The organism is Enterobacter sp. WPR_3_1 (genome assembly GCF_003635055.1).
Taxonomy (GTDB): Bacteria; Pseudomonadota; Gammaproteobacteria; order Enterobacterales; family Enterobacteriaceae; genus Enterobacter; species Enterobacter ludwigii.
Map to the genome: position 1 here is coordinate 120,677 of NZ_RBXU01000011.1, position 14,165 is coordinate 134,841.

Here is a 14,165-nt window from a genome sequence, read left to right on the forward strand (position 1 = left end):
CGGCACTGTTGCTGTATGGATTAACAGGAGTGTAATCAAACTACACTGATTTTGCACCTGTTCCGTGTTAGCGCGTCTTAATAACCAGACGATTGCTCTGTTTGACTTCTTCCATCACCACATAGGTACGGGTGTCATTCACGCCCGGCAGACGCAGCAGGGTTTCACCCAGCAGCTTACGGTAGGCGGACATATCAGGCACACGGGTTTTCAACAGGTAGTCGAAATCACCGGATACCAGATGACACTCTTGAATTTCTTCAAGTTTTTGTACAGCGGCGTTAAATTGCTCAAACACATCCGGCGCACCACGATTCAGAGTAATCTCAACAAATACCAGAAGTGAGGCATCCAGATAATGCGGGTTCAACAGAGCCGTATAGCCCTGAATGAAACCCTGTCTTTCCAGTCGGCGCACACGCTCAAGGCACGGCGTCGGGGAAAGTCCCACACGTTTTGAAAGCTCGACGTTGGAAATACGCCCATCCTTTTGCAATTCATTAAGAATGTTACGATCGATACGGTCGAGATCTTTGCCAGGGCGCTTCTTGCTATCTACCATTATTATTGTCTCTCTGTATTCCTTCCCTACTCCTGCCTGGACCCTGTGCACATCACTGTTCAGAGCCTGTACCCGTTAGTCATCACATCGCCTGGCTATGTATTAGACGCGATGCGGATTCGGGTTCTGTTGGTAAGAAGACCGTTGCCCGAAGGCAGTCACCGATATCACGTATGGCGTCTGTCCACGCCATGCGTAGATTTCACTGACCCGGTAAAAATGGCATTTACGTGCATGCCTATGCGGCATGCGGTTAACGCGGTTTTTTTTCTTCCTTGAATGTTTTCGCAAAAGCGCAGGGGATTGTCAAAGCAAAACATCGATTTTTAGTACAACATGCCGGATATTCATTACGGCAGGGTATTAATCCTCATTTTATTGCCGTACAAACGAGCGAATTTCGGCGCAAAGCGTGATGTTATAGCGCTTAATTCATCGTCGCTGGCTATTGCACATATCGATATCAAAATTGCTGCGCTCTTTTTTTACGGCAACAAATTCCCTACAATCCAGCCAAATGTCTGCCAACAACAATGGGGATCTCATGGGCACGGCCAAACACAGTAAGCTGCTAATTCTTGGTTCTGGACCTGCGGGATATACCGCGGCGGTCTATGCTGCACGCGCTAACCTGCAACCGGTTCTGATTACCGGCATGGAAAAAGGCGGTCAGCTGACCACCACCACGGAAGTGGAAAACTGGCCAGGCGACCCGAACGACCTGACCGGGCCGCTGCTGATGGAGCGTATGCACGAGCATGCGACGAAATTCGAAACCGAAATTCTGTTCGATCATATCAACAAGGTTGACCTGCAGAACCGTCCGTTCCGTCTGACGGGCGACAGCGGCGAGTACACCTGTGATGCGCTGATCATCGCGACCGGCGCTTCTGCCCGTTACCTCGGTCTGCCGTCTGAAGAAGCATTCAAAGGCCGTGGCGTCTCCGCCTGCGCAACCTGCGATGGTTTCTTCTATCGCAACCAGAAAGTGGCGGTTATCGGTGGCGGCAACACTGCCGTGGAAGAAGCCCTTTATCTGGCGAACATCGCCTCTGAAGTGCACCTGATCCACCGTCGTGACACCTTCCGCGCAGAGAAGATCCTGATCAAACGTCTGATGGATAAAGTGGCGAGTGGCAATATCGTGCTGCACACCAACCGTACCCTGGAAGAAGTCACGGGCGATCAGATGGGCGTTGCCGGTCTGCGTATTCGTGATACCCAGAACACCGATAACGTCGAAACGCTGGAAGTGGCGGGTCTGTTTGTGGCGATCGGTCACAGCCCGAACACCGCGATTTTCGAGGGGCAACTGGAGCTGGAAAACGGCTACATCAAAGTGCAGTCCGGTATTCACGGCAACGCGACCCAGACCAGCATACCTGGCGTATTCGCTGCTGGCGATGTGATGGACCATATCTACCGTCAGGCGATCACCTCTGCTGGCACCGGCTGTATGGCCGCGCTGGACGCTGAACGCTACCTCGACGGCCTGGCGGAACAAGGTAAATAATCTTTACAAGTCAGTAACAAACGTAAATAAAGGCGGCGATAAGTCGCCTTTATTGTCTCTCCGTTGTAACATTGCGCTGCCCAACTTCTAATAACGTCACCTGCTAAGTACGCAATGGAAAAAACCCGTCAACAAGAGTTAACACGCTGGCTGAAACAGCAAAGCGTTCTTTCCCGCCGCTGGCTAACCATCTCCCGTTTTCTGGGGTTTGTCAGTGGTCTGTTGATTGTTGCCCAGGCATGGCTGCTGGCCCGCATTCTTAATCACATGATCATGGAGAACATTCCGCGCGAAGCGCTCCTGTTGCCCTTTATCGTCCTGATCCTGATTTTTGTTCTTCGTGCCTGGGTGGTCTGGCTGCGTGAGCGCGTGGGTTTTCACGCCGGACAGCATATCCGCTATGAGATCCGCCGCAAGGTGCTTGACCGCCTTCAGGAGGCCGGTCCGGCGTGGATCCAGGGTAAACCCGCGGGAAGCTGGGCGACGCTGATCCTTGAGCAGATTGACGATATGCATGACTACTATGCGCGCTATCTGCCACAGATGGCGCTAGCCGTCTTCGTTCCGTTGCTGATTGTCATCGCCATTTTCCCGGTCAACTGGATGGCAGCGCTGATCCTGCTGGGCACAGCCCCGCTGATCCCGCTGTTTATGGCGCTGGTGGGCATGGGTGCCGCGGACGCTAACCGACGTAACTTTCTGGCTCTGGGTCGCTTAAGCGGCCATTTCCTTGACCGTCTGCGCGGCATGGAAACGTTGCGCATTTTTGGCCGCGGTGAAGCGGAAACTGAAAATATCCGCCTCGCATCGCAGGATTTCCGTCAGCGCACCATGGAAGTGTTACGTCTGGCGTTCCTCTCCTCCGGCGTACTCGAATTCTTTACCTCGCTGTCGATTGCGCTCGTGGCAGTCTACTTTGGCTTCTCGTATCTCGGCGCGCTGGACTTTGGCCACTACGGCACGGCGGTGACCCTTTCAGCCGGTTTCCTTGCGCTGATACTGGCCCCCGAATTTTTCCAGCCGCTTCGCGATCTGGGCACCTTCTATCATGCAAAAGCGCAGGCCGTGGGCGCGGCTGACAGCCTGAAGACGTTTATGGAAACGCCACTGGCGCATCCGGAACGCGGTGACGTGACCCTGAACGCCAAAGAGCCGGTTACCCTTGAAGCGCGTGATTTCTCCATTCTGTCGCCTGAAGGCAACGTGCTGGCAGGCCCGCTTAACTTTACCCTTCCGGCCGGAAAACGTGTGGTGCTCGTAGGCATTAGCGGTTCAGGGAAAAGCTCTCTGCTCAATGCGCTATCGGGTTTTATGGCCTACACCGGATCGCTGCGGATCAACCAAACTGAACTGCGCGATCTCGATCCGCTTGCCTGGCGTAAACAGCTTAGCTGGGTGGGACAAAACCCTCAGCTTCCTGCCGCCACGCTGCGAGACAATGTGCTGCTGGCTCGCCCGGATGCGCGTGACGATGAACTGCAATCCGTGCTCGACCGCGCCTGGGTCAGCGAGTTTCTGCCGCAGCTTCCGCAGGGTGTCGATACCGTTGTCGGTGACCAGTCTGCCGGCCTGTCAGTCGGTCAGGCCCAGCGTGTGGCGGTTGCCCGTGCGCTGCTTAACCCATGCCAGCTCATGCTGCTCGACGAGCCAGCAGCGAGCCTTGACGCACACAGTGAGCAACGCGTCATGGATGCCCTGAATGCGGCCTCGCGACAGCAGACCACCCTGATGGTCACCCATCAGCTGGAAGGTATTGCTGACTGGGATCAGATTTGGGTCATGGAAAATGGTCATATTGTTGAGCAAGGCGATTACGCCTCTCTCGTTGCCGCGCAGGGCCCGTTTGCCACCCTGCTGGCAAACCGTCAGGAGGATATCTGATGCGTGCTCTGCTTCCCTATCTTGCGCTCTATAAACGCCATAAATGGATGCTGCTGCTGGGCATTGTGCTGGCGATTATTACCCTGCTTGCCAGCATCGGTCTGCTTACGCTCTCCGGCTGGTTCTTGTCCGCTTCGGCCGTCGCGGGGTTCGCGGGTTTATACAGCTTTAACTATATGCTTCCGGCGGCAGGCGTTCGCGGCACCGCAATCACGCGTACTGCCGGACGTTATTTTGAGCGTCTTGTCAGCCACGACGCCACTTTCCGCGTGCTACAGCACCTGCGCATTTACACCTTCAGCAAACTGCTACCCCTCTCCCCTGCCGGGCTGGCACGTTTTCGTCAGGGTGAGTTACTCAACCGTGTCGTAGCCGATGTCGACACGCTGGATCACCTTTACCTGCGCGTGATCTCACCCATCGTGGGGGCGTTTGTGGTGATTGTGGTGGTCACGCTGGGGTTGTCGGTTCTGGACGTTCCCGTTGCGCTCACGCTGGGTGGCATTATGCTGCTGACGCTGATTATCCTGCCACCGCTGTTTTATCGTGCAGGTAAATCCACCGGCGAGAACCTGACGCGACTGCGCGGCGACTACCGACAGCAGCTGACATCCTGGCTGCAGGGACAGGCGGAACTGACCATTTTTGGTGCCAGCACGCGTTATCGCAGTCAAATGGAAAGCACTGAGCTGAACTGGCATGAAGCCCAGCGCCGCCAGTCGGAGCTGACGGCATTCTCCCAGGCGTTGATGATGTTAATCGGCGGCGTGGCGGTCATCGCCATGCTGTGGATGGCTTCAGGTGGCGTAGGTGGGAATACCCAGCCCGGCCCTCTGATTGCCCTCTTCGTTTTCTGCGCCCTGGCCGCGTTTGAAGCGCTGGCCCCGGTGACGGGCGCCTTCCAGCATCTCGGACAGGTCATCGCTTCTGCCCTGCGCATCACCCAGATTGCCGAGCAGGAGCCGGAGGTTACATTCAGCGGCGCTCAGACCGCCGTGCCGGCGCAGGTTGCGCTGACCCTGGATAACGTCACCTTTGCCTATGAAAAACAGGCGCAGAACGCGCTGGATGGGATCACGCTGTCTGTTAAAGCAGGCCAGCGGATTGCGCTCCTCGGTCGTACCGGTTGCGGTAAATCCACCCTTCTTCAACTGCTGACCCGCGCCTGGGATCCGCAGCACGGTCAGATTCGGTTTAACGATACGCCGCTGACCGACTTCAGCGAACAGACGCTGCGCAAGACCGTGAGCGTGGTTCCGCAGCGCGTGCACCTCTTCAGCGCGACGCTGCGTGATAACCTGCTGCTCGCGGCACCTCAGGCCTCCGACGATGATCTGCGCGCCATGCTGGAGCAGGTTGGGCTGCAAAAACTGCTTGAGAACGACGGGCTGAACGGCTGGCTCGGGGAAGGCGGTCGTCAGCTCTCCGGCGGCGAGTTGCGCCGTCTGGCGATTGCACGCGCGTTGCTGCATGATGCACCGCTGATGCTGCTTGATGAGCCCACCGAAGGGCTGGACGCAACAACCGAGAGCCAAATCCTTGATTTACTGGCCCATGTTATGACCGGAAAAACCGTGCTGATGGTCACCCACCGCCTGCGCGGGCTGGCGAGTTTTGATCAGATAATTGTGATGGACAACGGACATATTATTGAGCAAGGTAGTCACACAGAACTGTTGGCGAAACAGGGTCGCTACTACCAGTTTAAACAGCGTCTGTAGACTATATTTGTACCGATCCTAACTCGCGTATTGGAGTTCTGCTGTCATGCGCCTGGTCCAGCTTTCTCGTCATAACATTGCGTTCCCTTCGCCGGAGGGAGCGCTGCGTGAACCTAACGGGCTGCTGGCCCTTGGCGGCGACCTTAGTCCTGCGCGGCTTTTAATGGCTTACCAGCGCGGCATTTTCCCGTGGTTTTCACCCGGCGACCCGATTTTATGGTGGTCGCCCGATCCTCGTGCCGTGCTGTGGCCGGCCCAGTTTCACCTGAGCCGCAGCATGAAGCGTTTCCATGCGAAATCACCCTACCGCGTCACCCTGAATCATGCCTTCGGTCAGGTCATTGAAGGCTGTGCCGAAGACCGTCATGAAGGAACCTGGATCACCCGCGATATCATTACTGCCTATCACCAGCTGCATGAGCTGGGTTTCGCGCACTCCATTGAAGTCTGGCAAGACGGTGAACTCGTCGGCGGGATGTATGGCGTTGCGCAGGGGACGCTGTTTTGCGGCGAATCGATGTTCTCCCGTGCCGTGAATGCCTCGAAAACCGCGCTGCTGATCTTCTGCCAAGAGTTTGCCCAGCGCGGTGGAAAACTGATGGATTGCCAGGTCCTCAATGAGCATACGGCCTCCCTCGGTGCGGTTGAAATCCCCCGCCGTCACTACATAGAACATCTGGACGTTTGCCGTCAGGAGAAGCTGCCGCGAGACTTCTGGGTACCAAGAACGCTCTTTATGCCCAATGCCTAAATGTTTTCCGCATATTTTTTGTGAGGGTGTTATAATTATGCCGCAGAGTAGGTTCTGCCTGTTGCCTCGCCGCCGTTTGGGTCCTCCGCTTCAGATAACGTCCTGACGTTTATCCTGTTGTATCCCCTTTACGAATGCGCTTTCCGTTCGGTTGTACCGTGACGCTTGGGCAATGCGCCGAAACTATTTTGCTGCGTTTTAAACGCGCAATTCTTTACTTAATTGATGAATTTCGGCATTATCTTGCCGGTTCAAAACTTGGTAGTGATACCCCAGAGGATTAGATGGCCAAAGAAGACAATATTGAAATGCAGGGTACCGTACTTGATACGTTGCCTAACACCATGTTTCGCGTAGAGCTGGAAAACGGTCACGTGGTAACTGCGCACATCTCCGGTAAAATGCGCAAAAACTATATCCGCATTTTAACGGGCGACAAAGTGACTGTTGAACTGACCCCGTACGACCTGAGCAAAGGCCGCATTGTCTTCCGTAGTCGCTAATTGTTTTCGCCTGTAATGGCAGATGAATATATAAAGGTCGGGTTAACCCCGGCCTTTTTTATTTAACGGCTTAATGCCGGGCAGGAAGATGTATTGTCATGCGGGGCTGCGCCGGCGTGATTAAATCCCCGGCCATGGAATGCGCCATCTCATGCAGCAATCCCGTCAGGTGCGGCAGCATATCCCGATCAAAATGGGACACCAGCAGCACGTGGTTTACTGCCCGGCAGTAGTCGCACTTTGTTTCGGTATCTTCCAGTAGCCACGCTTTTTGTCGCGGTGGTTCAGCGTCCTCCTCAAATTCCACTATCTGAAAATCACGCATTGATTCTGTGAGTCCGCTTTTGACTTCTTCCAGATACGCGCCTAAACAGCGGCACACGGGCTGCGTTTGCGGGTGGGCGTTGCAGTCCAGCAGAATTTCGGTGAGCAGCATGCAGCGCCCGGCCAGGGTCGGGAGATCGGGGTTGAGGGAGAGTTCGCTGTAGAGCTGGGAGAAAGAGTTTTCTGTATTCATTGGGTAATACCTTCACACACGTTGAGTTACCACCGCAGGAAACGCCAGATTCGCTGGCGGCGGACGAAAAGGAATTGGCGTACCAGTGTGTGTGCTACTGGCGCTTCAAAAGAAGCTTCCGATTCGCCCGCCAGATGCAGAATTATACCCTTTTCCTTAGGGCGAACGAAGCCTGCAGCAATGGTGCTGCTCACACACTTTCAGGACGCCAATCCTGACACCTGATTTTGCAGGTGCGTCGCCATTCTAGGACTGTGAATTTATACAGCAATGAGTGAGATGAAAATGTGGAAAGCGCCTCGCAAAGTTTCGGTGCGAGCAGGCATAAAAAAACCGGGCAGTTGCCCGGTTTTTAAGACTAATGCTGGAAATTAGTGAGCCGCTTCCGGCTTGTGCTTCTGCGCACTCTGGAAATCATACGTCAGCTCATTCTTCTCCTGGTCCAGCGCGACCGTCACCTGACCGCCGTCTACCAGCAAGCCAAACAGCAGCTCGTTCGCCAGCGGTTTCTTCAGGTTGTCCTGAATCACACGCGCCATTGGACGGGCACCCATCGCACGGTCGTAGCCTTTCTCAGCCAGCCAGTTGCGGGCCTCCTGGCTCACTTCCAGCGACACGCCTTTCTGATCCAGCTGAACCTGCAGTTCGACGATGAACTTATCCACTACCTGATGGATAACCTCGGTAGAGAGGTGATCGAACCAGATGATGTTGTCCAGACGGTTACGGAACTCCGGCGTAAAGATCTTCTTGATCTCTTCCATCGCATCGGTGCTGTTATCCTGATGGATAAGGCCGATAGATTTGCGCTCCGTTTCACGTACACCGGCGTTGGTGGTCATCACCAGCACTACGTTGCGGAAGTCCGCCTTGCGCCCATTGTTATCGGTCAGCGTCCCGTTGTCCATCACCTGCAGCAGGATGTTGAACACGTCCGGGTGCGCTTTCTCGATTTCATCGAGCAGCAGTACCGCGTGCGGATGCTTCATCACCGCGTCAGTTAACAGACCGCCCTGGTCAAAGCCCACATAGCCCGGAGGCGCACCAATCAAACGGCTGACGGTGTGACGCTCCATGTACTCGGACATATCAAAACGCAGCAGCTCAATGCCCAGCGCTTTGGAAAGCTGAACCGTTACCTCGGTTTTCCCCACACCGGTCGGACCGGCGAACAGGAAGGAACCGACAGGCTTATGTTCATGCCCCAGTCCAGCACGGGCCATCTTGATGGCTTCGGTTAACGCCTCAATGGCTTTATCCTGCCCAAAGACCAGCATTTTCAGGCGATTGCCAAGGGTGCGCAGCGTGTCGCGGTCGCTCTGAGAAACGCTCTTCTCAGGGATACGCGCGATACGGGCCACCACGGTCTCGATATCCGCCACGTTAACGGTTTTCTTACGCTTGCTGGCTGGCATTAGACGCGCACGCGCCCCTGCCTCATCAATCACGTCAATGGCCTTATCCGGCAGATGACGATCGTTGATGTATTTCACCGCCAGCTCCACCGCCGCACGCACCGCTTTGGCGGTATAACGCACATCGTGGTGCGCTTCGTACTTCGGTTTCAGACCGTTGATGATCTGCACGGTTTCTTCAACAGAGGGTTCAGTCACATCGATTTTCTGGAAGCGACGCGCCAGGGCACGATCTTTCTCAAAGATGTTGCTGAACTCCTGATAGGTTGTAGAACCAATCACGCGGATCTTACCGCTGGAGAGCAGCGGTTTGATCAGGTTAGCGGCATCCACCTGGCCACCCGAGGCCGCACCGGCACCGATGATGGTGTGGATCTCATCGATAAACAGAATGCTGTTGGTGTCCTGCTCGAGCTGTTTCAAAAGCGCCTTAAAGCGTTTTTCAAAATCGCCGCGGTATTTAGTGCCCGCCAGCAGCGAGCCAATATCCAGCGAGTAGATGGTGCAATCGGCAATCACTTCCGGTACGTCACCCTGCACAATACGCCAGGCGAGACCCTCGGCAATCGCGGTTTTACCGACGCCAGATTCACCCACCAGCAGCGGGTTGTTCTTGCGGCGACGGCACAATACCTGGATCGCGCGCTCCAGCTCTTTATCGCGACCAATCAGCGGATCGATACCGCCAACGCGAGCAAGCTGGTTGAGATTGGTGGTGAAGTTTTCCATACGATCCTCCCCGCCTGCTTGCTCTTCATTGTTATTGACCTGATTGCTGGAATCCGATGCCTGGTTCGGCTCGTCTTTACGCGTTCCGTGAGAGATAAAGTTAACCACGTCGAGTCGGCTGACTTCGTGTTTGCGCAGCAGGTAGGCAGCCTGTGACTCCTGCTCGCTGAAGATGGCGACCAGCACATTTGCGCCCGTCACTTCGCTACGTCCGGAAGACTGGACGTGGAATACCGCACGCTGCAACACGCGCTGGAAGCTGAGCGTCGGCTGTGTGTCGCGCTCTTCTTCACTGGCTGGCAGCACCGGTGTGGTTTGTTCGATGAAGGCTTCGAGTTCCTGACGTAGCGCCACCAGATCCACGGAGCAGGCTTCCAGCGCTTCGCGGGCAGATGGGTTGCTAAGCAGTGCGAGCAGTAAATGCTCGACGGTCATAAACTCATGTCGGTGCTCACGCGCTCTGGCGAAAGCCATATTTAAACTGAGTTCCAGTTCTTGATTGAGCATAGGCACCTCCCCCAAATTTTATGCCTTATCAGGCCTTTTCCAGCGTACACAGCAACGGATGCTCGTTCTCCCTCGCATAATCGTTCACCATCGCGACTTTGGTCTCCGCCACTTCGGCGGTAAAGATGCCGCAGATAGCTTTGCCACGATAATGAACGGTAAGCATCAGTTGCGTTGCACGTTCTACATCATAAGAAAAGAACTTTTGTAGCACGTCAATAACAAATTCCATCGGCGTGTAATCATCGTTCATTAACATAACTTTATACATAGATGGCGGTTTTAGCGCGTCACGCACTTTATCTTCCGCCAGCTGGTCAAAATCCAGCCAGTCGTTGGTCTTACCCATTTTGCATAACCACTTTGAATCTACCTCAGATGTTAGATAACAATCATCTATTACTGTCATCCGCGATGTCTGTCACAAACTGTTGCAATAGCGTTAACTGCTTCAAACTTTGGTTGATTATTGTCCCATCTCAAGCGCCAAACGCTTGACGACTTCTTTCGTTTCTCTAAATTGTACAAGCGTGAGATGGCGAGGTTTTGAACAGCCCCCACTCCACCACCGGTTCATTCCATCTTAACTTATAAGATTTACGAAGGATGTCGAAGCATGGAAATGGGTACTGTTAAGTGGTTCAACAACGCCAAAGGGTTTGGCTTCATCTGCCCCGAAGGCGGCGGCGAGGATATCTTCGCTCACTACTCCACCATTCAGATGGATGGTTACAGAACGCTCAAAGCCGGGCAGTCCGTCCGGTTCGATGTACACCAGGGACCAAAAGGCAATCATGCAAGCCTGATCGTACCCATTGAAGCAGAAACGGTCGCATAGCTCTCTGTTTTATTGTGTACATCCCGCCGTCAAAATGCCAGCCCGATCGGCTGGCATTTTTATTTTCAGCCTATTCGCGAGCCAACGCATCCACAGGATCCAGACGCGCCGCATTGCGGGCAGGCAGCCAGCCAAACAAAATGCCGGTAAAAGTCGAACACAAAAATGCGGTAAGAATGGCCACCGGCGAGAAACCAATCTCCCAGCCGGGTAAAAAAAGTTGCAGAGCAAACGCGATCATCATCGACAGCGCAATGCCCATCGCGCCGCCCACCAGACACACCAGCACCGCTTCAATCAAAAATTGCTGCAGCACATCGCTGGCTCTGGCACCGACTGCCATGCGGATGCCAATCTCCCGGGTACGTTCCGTGACCGATACCAGCATGATATTCATCACCCCGATACCGCCAACCACCAGCGAGATCACCGCCACCAGCGTCAGGAACAGCTGAAGAGTACGTGTGGTCTTTTCCGCCGTTTTCAAGAGACCGTCCATATTCCAGGTGAAGAAATCTTTCTTCCCGTGACGCAACGTCAGCAGCCGTTCCAGCTGTTGCTCGGCCTGCGCGCTGTCGTAGCCCTCCTTCACGCGAACGGTGATGGAGTTCAGCCAGGACTGCCCCATAATACGCCCGGAGATGGTGGTATAGGGCAGCCAGACGCGCAGGATCTTGCTGCTGCCAAACATCGACTGTTTCTCTTCCGCCACGCCAATCACCGTCGCAGGCATGTTTCCGACCAGGATAACCTCGCCCACCACGTTGGTTTTATTGGGGAAGAGCTGCCGGCGCGAGTTGGCGTCAAGCACCACCACCTGCGCCCGGCCCGCTAACTGCTCGGCATTGAAGGTGGCACCTTCGCTGAAGGTCATGCCATAGACGTTAAAGTAATCGCCGCTGACGCCGTTGGCGCTGGCAGCAACGTCAACATTGCCTACCCGCAGACGGAGGTTTTGTGAGACCGCCGGCGTGGCCGAATTCACCCACGGCTGCTTCTGGATAGCCGCCAGATCGTCATACTTCAGCGCCTGCTGATACTGCGGCTCGTCATCGCCAAAATCTTTGCCGGGATAGACATCAATGGTGTTGGTCCCGATGGCCCGAATATCCGCCAGCACCAGCTGTTTGGCCGCGTCGCCCACGACCACAATCGACACCACCGAGGCGATACCAATGATGATGCCCAGCATGGTCAACAGGGTGCGCATTTTATTGGCAGCCATCGCCAGCCAGGCCATGGTCAGCGCCTCACGAAACCCGCTGGAAAATTGTCCCCAGCCAGTTGACGCCGGCAGGACTTCTTTCGGCGCCGCCGCCCGGGCGTGTCGCGCCGGCGGGTTGCTGACCAGCTCTCCGTCGCGGATCTCAATGATGCGCTCGGCCTGCGCAGCCACCTGCGGATCGTGGGTAACGATGATGACCGTATGCCCCTGATCGCGAAGCTTGTGAAGGATCGCCATCACCTCTTCACCCGAATGGCTGTCGAGCGCCCCGGTCGGTTCATCTGCGAGGATCACCTGACCGCCGTTCATCAGCGCGCGTGCGATACTGACACGCTGCTGCTGGCCGCCGGAGAGCTGCGAAGGCTGGTACTCCACCCGCTCCGCCAGCCCCAGACGCGTCAGCAGCATCTGGGCGCGCTCAAGGCGTTTTTTCCGCTCGACGCCGGCATAGACCGCCGGCACTTCGACGTTCTGCGCCGCCGTCAGGTGAGAGAGCAAATGGTAACGCTGGAAGATAAAACCGAAATGTTCCCGCCGCAGTTTTGCCAGCGCGTCACCGTCCAGCGTGGAAACATCCATTCCGGCCACCCGATAGGTGCCGCTGGTGGGTCTGTCCAGACAGCCGAGAATATTCATCAGCGTCGATTTACCGGAGCCGGACGCACCGACAATCGCCACCATCTCGCCTGCTTCGACGCGCAGGGTGATCCCCTTCAGCACCTCAACCGGGCCATCGCCCGACGGATAGCTGCGACGAATGTCATTCAGCTCAAGCAACGCCGTCATTTAGCGGCTCCGGGCAGGCTTTCGCTGGTGACAACCTCCTCACCCTCTTCCAGCCCTTTGACCACCACCACGTCGGTGTCATTACGCGCACCAATGACCACTTCTCGCTCACGCGTTTCGCCGTTGCGCAGCACTTTCACTTTATAGCGACTCTCGCCGGTGGATTCACCCAGCGCAGAGAGAGGAATGGTGAGCACATTTTTCACGCCGGTAAGCTGAATGTGCACCTGTGCGGTCATATCCAGACGCAACACGCCCTGCGGGTTAGGTACCTCGAAGCGCGCATAGTAGAAGATGGCATCGTTCACTTTTTCCGGCGTCGGCAGAATGTCTTTTAGCGCGCCTTCATAGCGCGTCTGAGGATCGCCGAGGACGGTGAACCAGGCTTTCTGCCCCGGCTTCAGATGAATAACATCCGCCTCTGAGACCTGGGCTTTCACCAGCATGGTGCTCATGTCCGCCAGGGTCAGAATGTTGGGCGCCTGCTGCGCCGCAATCACCGTTTGCCCCTGCAGCGTGGTAATTTGAGTCACTTCCCCGGCCATGGGCGCCACAATCTGCGTATAGTCGAGGTTGGTTTTGGCCGTATCCAGCGAGGCCTGGTTGCGCTTGATCTGCGCATCGATAGTCCCGATCTGCGCCTGCTTAACCGCCAGCTCGGTGGCAGCCGTGTCTAAATCTTGTTTCGAGATGGCCTGCGTTTTGGCCAGCGCCTGCTGACGCGTTAACGTCACCTGGGCCAGGTTACGCTCAGCCTGCGCCTGTGCACGCTGGGCACGCAGTTCCATGAGCGTGGCTTCCACCTCACGGATCTGGTTTTGCGCCTGCTCAGGATCGATAACGCCCAGCAGCTGGCCTTTTTTCACCTTGTCGCCAATCTCAACCGACAGCGTTTTCAACTGACCGCTTACCTGTGCACCCACGTCAACCTTGCGCAGGGCATCCAGTTTTCCCGTCGCCAGCACGTTTTGCTGCAGCTCGCCCGGACGGACAATCAGTGTTTGATACTGTGGTACAGGGGCATTCAGGATCTGCCATAGCCAGAACCCACCCCCGATAACAATTACCGCCAGCAGCAGAAACCACGTTCTGCGTTTTCCCTTGAGGTTCATAAATATTCCAAATAAATGTTCTGGCAATTATAAACGTTGATTCTATCTAAACGACTCCTCAACGAAACCCCCGCGCACCGAAATCGCCTCAATTTGTTGATGAGT

Annotated in this window: 12 protein-coding genes; 6 read left to right on the plus strand and 6 right to left on the minus strand. The window is 55.5% G+C overall.

Annotation, left to right across the window (positions count from 1 at the left end; all coding sequences use genetic code 11):
• Positions 1-67 precede the first annotated feature (67 nt).
• Positions 68-562: a leucine-responsive transcriptional regulator Lrp gene (lrp, locus tag BJ887_RS14625; protein WP_000228469.1), complete on the minus strand. Its 495-nt coding sequence runs from the start codon at positions 560-562 to the stop codon at positions 68-70.
• Between the two features lie 544 nt (positions 563-1,106).
• On the opposite strand from lrp, the gene trxB reads away from it, so the two are divergent.
• The 5 genes from trxB (at position 1,107) to infA (ending at position 6,931) form a co-directional block, all read left to right on the plus strand.
• Entirely contained in the window at positions 1,107-2,075 is a 969-nt protein-coding gene (gene trxB, locus BJ887_RS14635; protein WP_025204565.1) for a thioredoxin-disulfide reductase, read from the plus strand.
• A 114-nt stretch (positions 2,076-2,189) separates the two neighbouring features.
• The gene (gene cydD, locus BJ887_RS14640) at positions 2,190-3,956 is read left to right on the plus strand and encodes a cysteine/glutathione ABC transporter permease/ATP-binding protein CydD (RefSeq protein WP_121340043.1); all 1,767 of its coding nucleotides are present in this window, start codon (positions 2,190-2,192) and stop codon (positions 3,954-3,956) included.
• Positions 3,956-5,677 carry a cysteine/glutathione ABC transporter ATP-binding protein/permease CydC gene (cydC, locus tag BJ887_RS14645; protein ID WP_121340044.1) on the plus strand — a complete coding sequence of 574 codons (1,722 nt, stop codon included), beginning with the start codon at positions 3,956-3,958 and terminating at the stop codon, positions 5,675-5,677. The genes cydD and cydC overlap by 1 nt, the downstream gene beginning before the upstream one ends.
• 46 nt (positions 5,678-5,723) lie before the next feature.
• Positions 5,724-6,428, plus strand: a complete 705-nt coding sequence (aat, locus tag BJ887_RS14650) for a leucyl/phenylalanyl-tRNA--protein transferase (RefSeq protein WP_014169362.1) — start codon at positions 5,724-5,726, stop codon at positions 6,426-6,428.
• A 284-nt stretch (positions 6,429-6,712) separates the two neighbouring features.
• Positions 6,713-6,931, plus strand: coding sequence for a translation initiation factor IF-1 (gene infA / locus BJ887_RS14655; protein ID WP_002211347.1), 219 nt, complete (start codon positions 6,713-6,715; stop codon positions 6,929-6,931).
• Positions 6,932-7,001: 70 nt separating this feature from the next.
• Here the strand turns inward: infA and BJ887_RS14660 are convergent, their stop codons facing one another.
• The 3 genes from BJ887_RS14660 to clpS form a co-directional block, all read right to left on the minus strand.
• Entirely contained in the window at positions 7,002-7,448 is a 447-nt protein-coding gene (locus BJ887_RS14660) for a hypothetical protein (protein ID WP_121340045.1), read from the minus strand.
• Positions 7,449-7,819: 371 nt separating this feature from the next.
• Complete coding sequence (gene clpA / locus BJ887_RS14665; protein WP_121340046.1) at positions 7,820-10,099, minus strand: ATP-dependent Clp protease ATP-binding subunit ClpA; 2,280 nt, start codon at positions 10,097-10,099, stop codon at positions 7,820-7,822.
• A gap of 28 nt (positions 10,100-10,127) precedes the next feature.
• The gene (clpS, locus tag BJ887_RS14670) at positions 10,128-10,448 is read right to left on the minus strand and encodes an ATP-dependent Clp protease adapter ClpS (RefSeq protein WP_006174393.1); all 321 of its coding nucleotides are present in this window, start codon (positions 10,446-10,448) and stop codon (positions 10,128-10,130) included.
• A 267-nt stretch (positions 10,449-10,715) separates the two neighbouring features.
• Between clpS and cspD the strand changes: the two genes are divergently transcribed.
• The gene (cspD, locus tag BJ887_RS14675) at positions 10,716-10,937 is read left to right on the plus strand and encodes a cold shock-like protein CspD (RefSeq protein WP_008499993.1); all 222 of its coding nucleotides are present in this window, start codon (positions 10,716-10,718) and stop codon (positions 10,935-10,937) included.
• A gap of 70 nt (positions 10,938-11,007) precedes the next feature.
• Here the strand turns inward: cspD and macB are convergent, their stop codons facing one another.
• Both macB and macA read right to left on the minus strand, forming a co-directional pair.
• The gene (gene macB, locus BJ887_RS14680) at positions 11,008-12,948 is read right to left on the minus strand and encodes a macrolide ABC transporter ATP-binding protein/permease MacB (protein ID WP_121340047.1); all 1,941 of its coding nucleotides are present in this window, start codon (positions 12,946-12,948) and stop codon (positions 11,008-11,010) included.
• Positions 12,945-14,060 carry a macrolide transporter subunit MacA gene (gene macA, locus BJ887_RS14685; protein ID WP_020884838.1) on the minus strand — a complete coding sequence of 372 codons (1,116 nt, stop codon included), beginning with the start codon at positions 14,058-14,060 and terminating at the stop codon, positions 12,945-12,947. The genes macB and macA overlap by 4 nt, the downstream gene beginning before the upstream one ends.
• Positions 14,061-14,165: the final 105 nt, after the last annotated feature.

Excerpts from the sequence above, each read along its gene's own strand:
- lrp (WP_000228469.1), bottom strand. The coding sequence starts at position 562 with ATGGTAGATAGCAAGAAGCGCCCTGGCAAAGATCTCGACCGTATCGAT.
- trxB (WP_025204565.1), top strand. The coding sequence starts at position 1,107 with ATGGGCACGGCCAAACACAGTAAGCTGCTAATTCTTGGTTCTGGACCT.
- cydD (WP_121340043.1), top strand. The coding sequence starts at position 2,190 with ATGGAAAAAACCCGTCAACAAGAGTTAACACGCTGGCTGAAACAGCAA.
- cydC (WP_121340044.1), top strand. The coding sequence starts at position 3,956 with ATGCGTGCTCTGCTTCCCTATCTTGCGCTCTATAAACGCCATAAATGG.
- aat (WP_014169362.1), top strand. The coding sequence starts at position 5,724 with ATGCGCCTGGTCCAGCTTTCTCGTCATAACATTGCGTTCCCTTCGCCG.
- infA (WP_002211347.1), top strand. The coding sequence starts at position 6,713 with ATGGCCAAAGAAGACAATATTGAAATGCAGGGTACCGTACTTGATACG.
- BJ887_RS14660 (WP_121340045.1), bottom strand. The coding sequence starts at position 7,448 with ATGAATACAGAAAACTCTTTCTCCCAGCTCTACAGCGAACTCTCCCTC.
- clpA (WP_121340046.1), bottom strand. The coding sequence starts at position 10,099 with ATGCTCAATCAAGAACTGGAACTCAGTTTAAATATGGCTTTCGCCAGA.
- clpS (WP_006174393.1), bottom strand. The coding sequence starts at position 10,448 with ATGGGTAAGACCAACGACTGGCTGGATTTTGACCAGCTGGCGGAAGAT.
- cspD (WP_008499993.1), top strand. The coding sequence starts at position 10,716 with ATGGAAATGGGTACTGTTAAGTGGTTCAACAACGCCAAAGGGTTTGGC.
- macB (WP_121340047.1), bottom strand. The coding sequence starts at position 12,948 with ATGACGGCGTTGCTTGAGCTGAATGACATTCGTCGCAGCTATCCGTCG.
- macA (WP_020884838.1), bottom strand. The coding sequence starts at position 14,060 with ATGAACCTCAAGGGAAAACGCAGAACGTGGTTTCTGCTGCTGGCGGTA.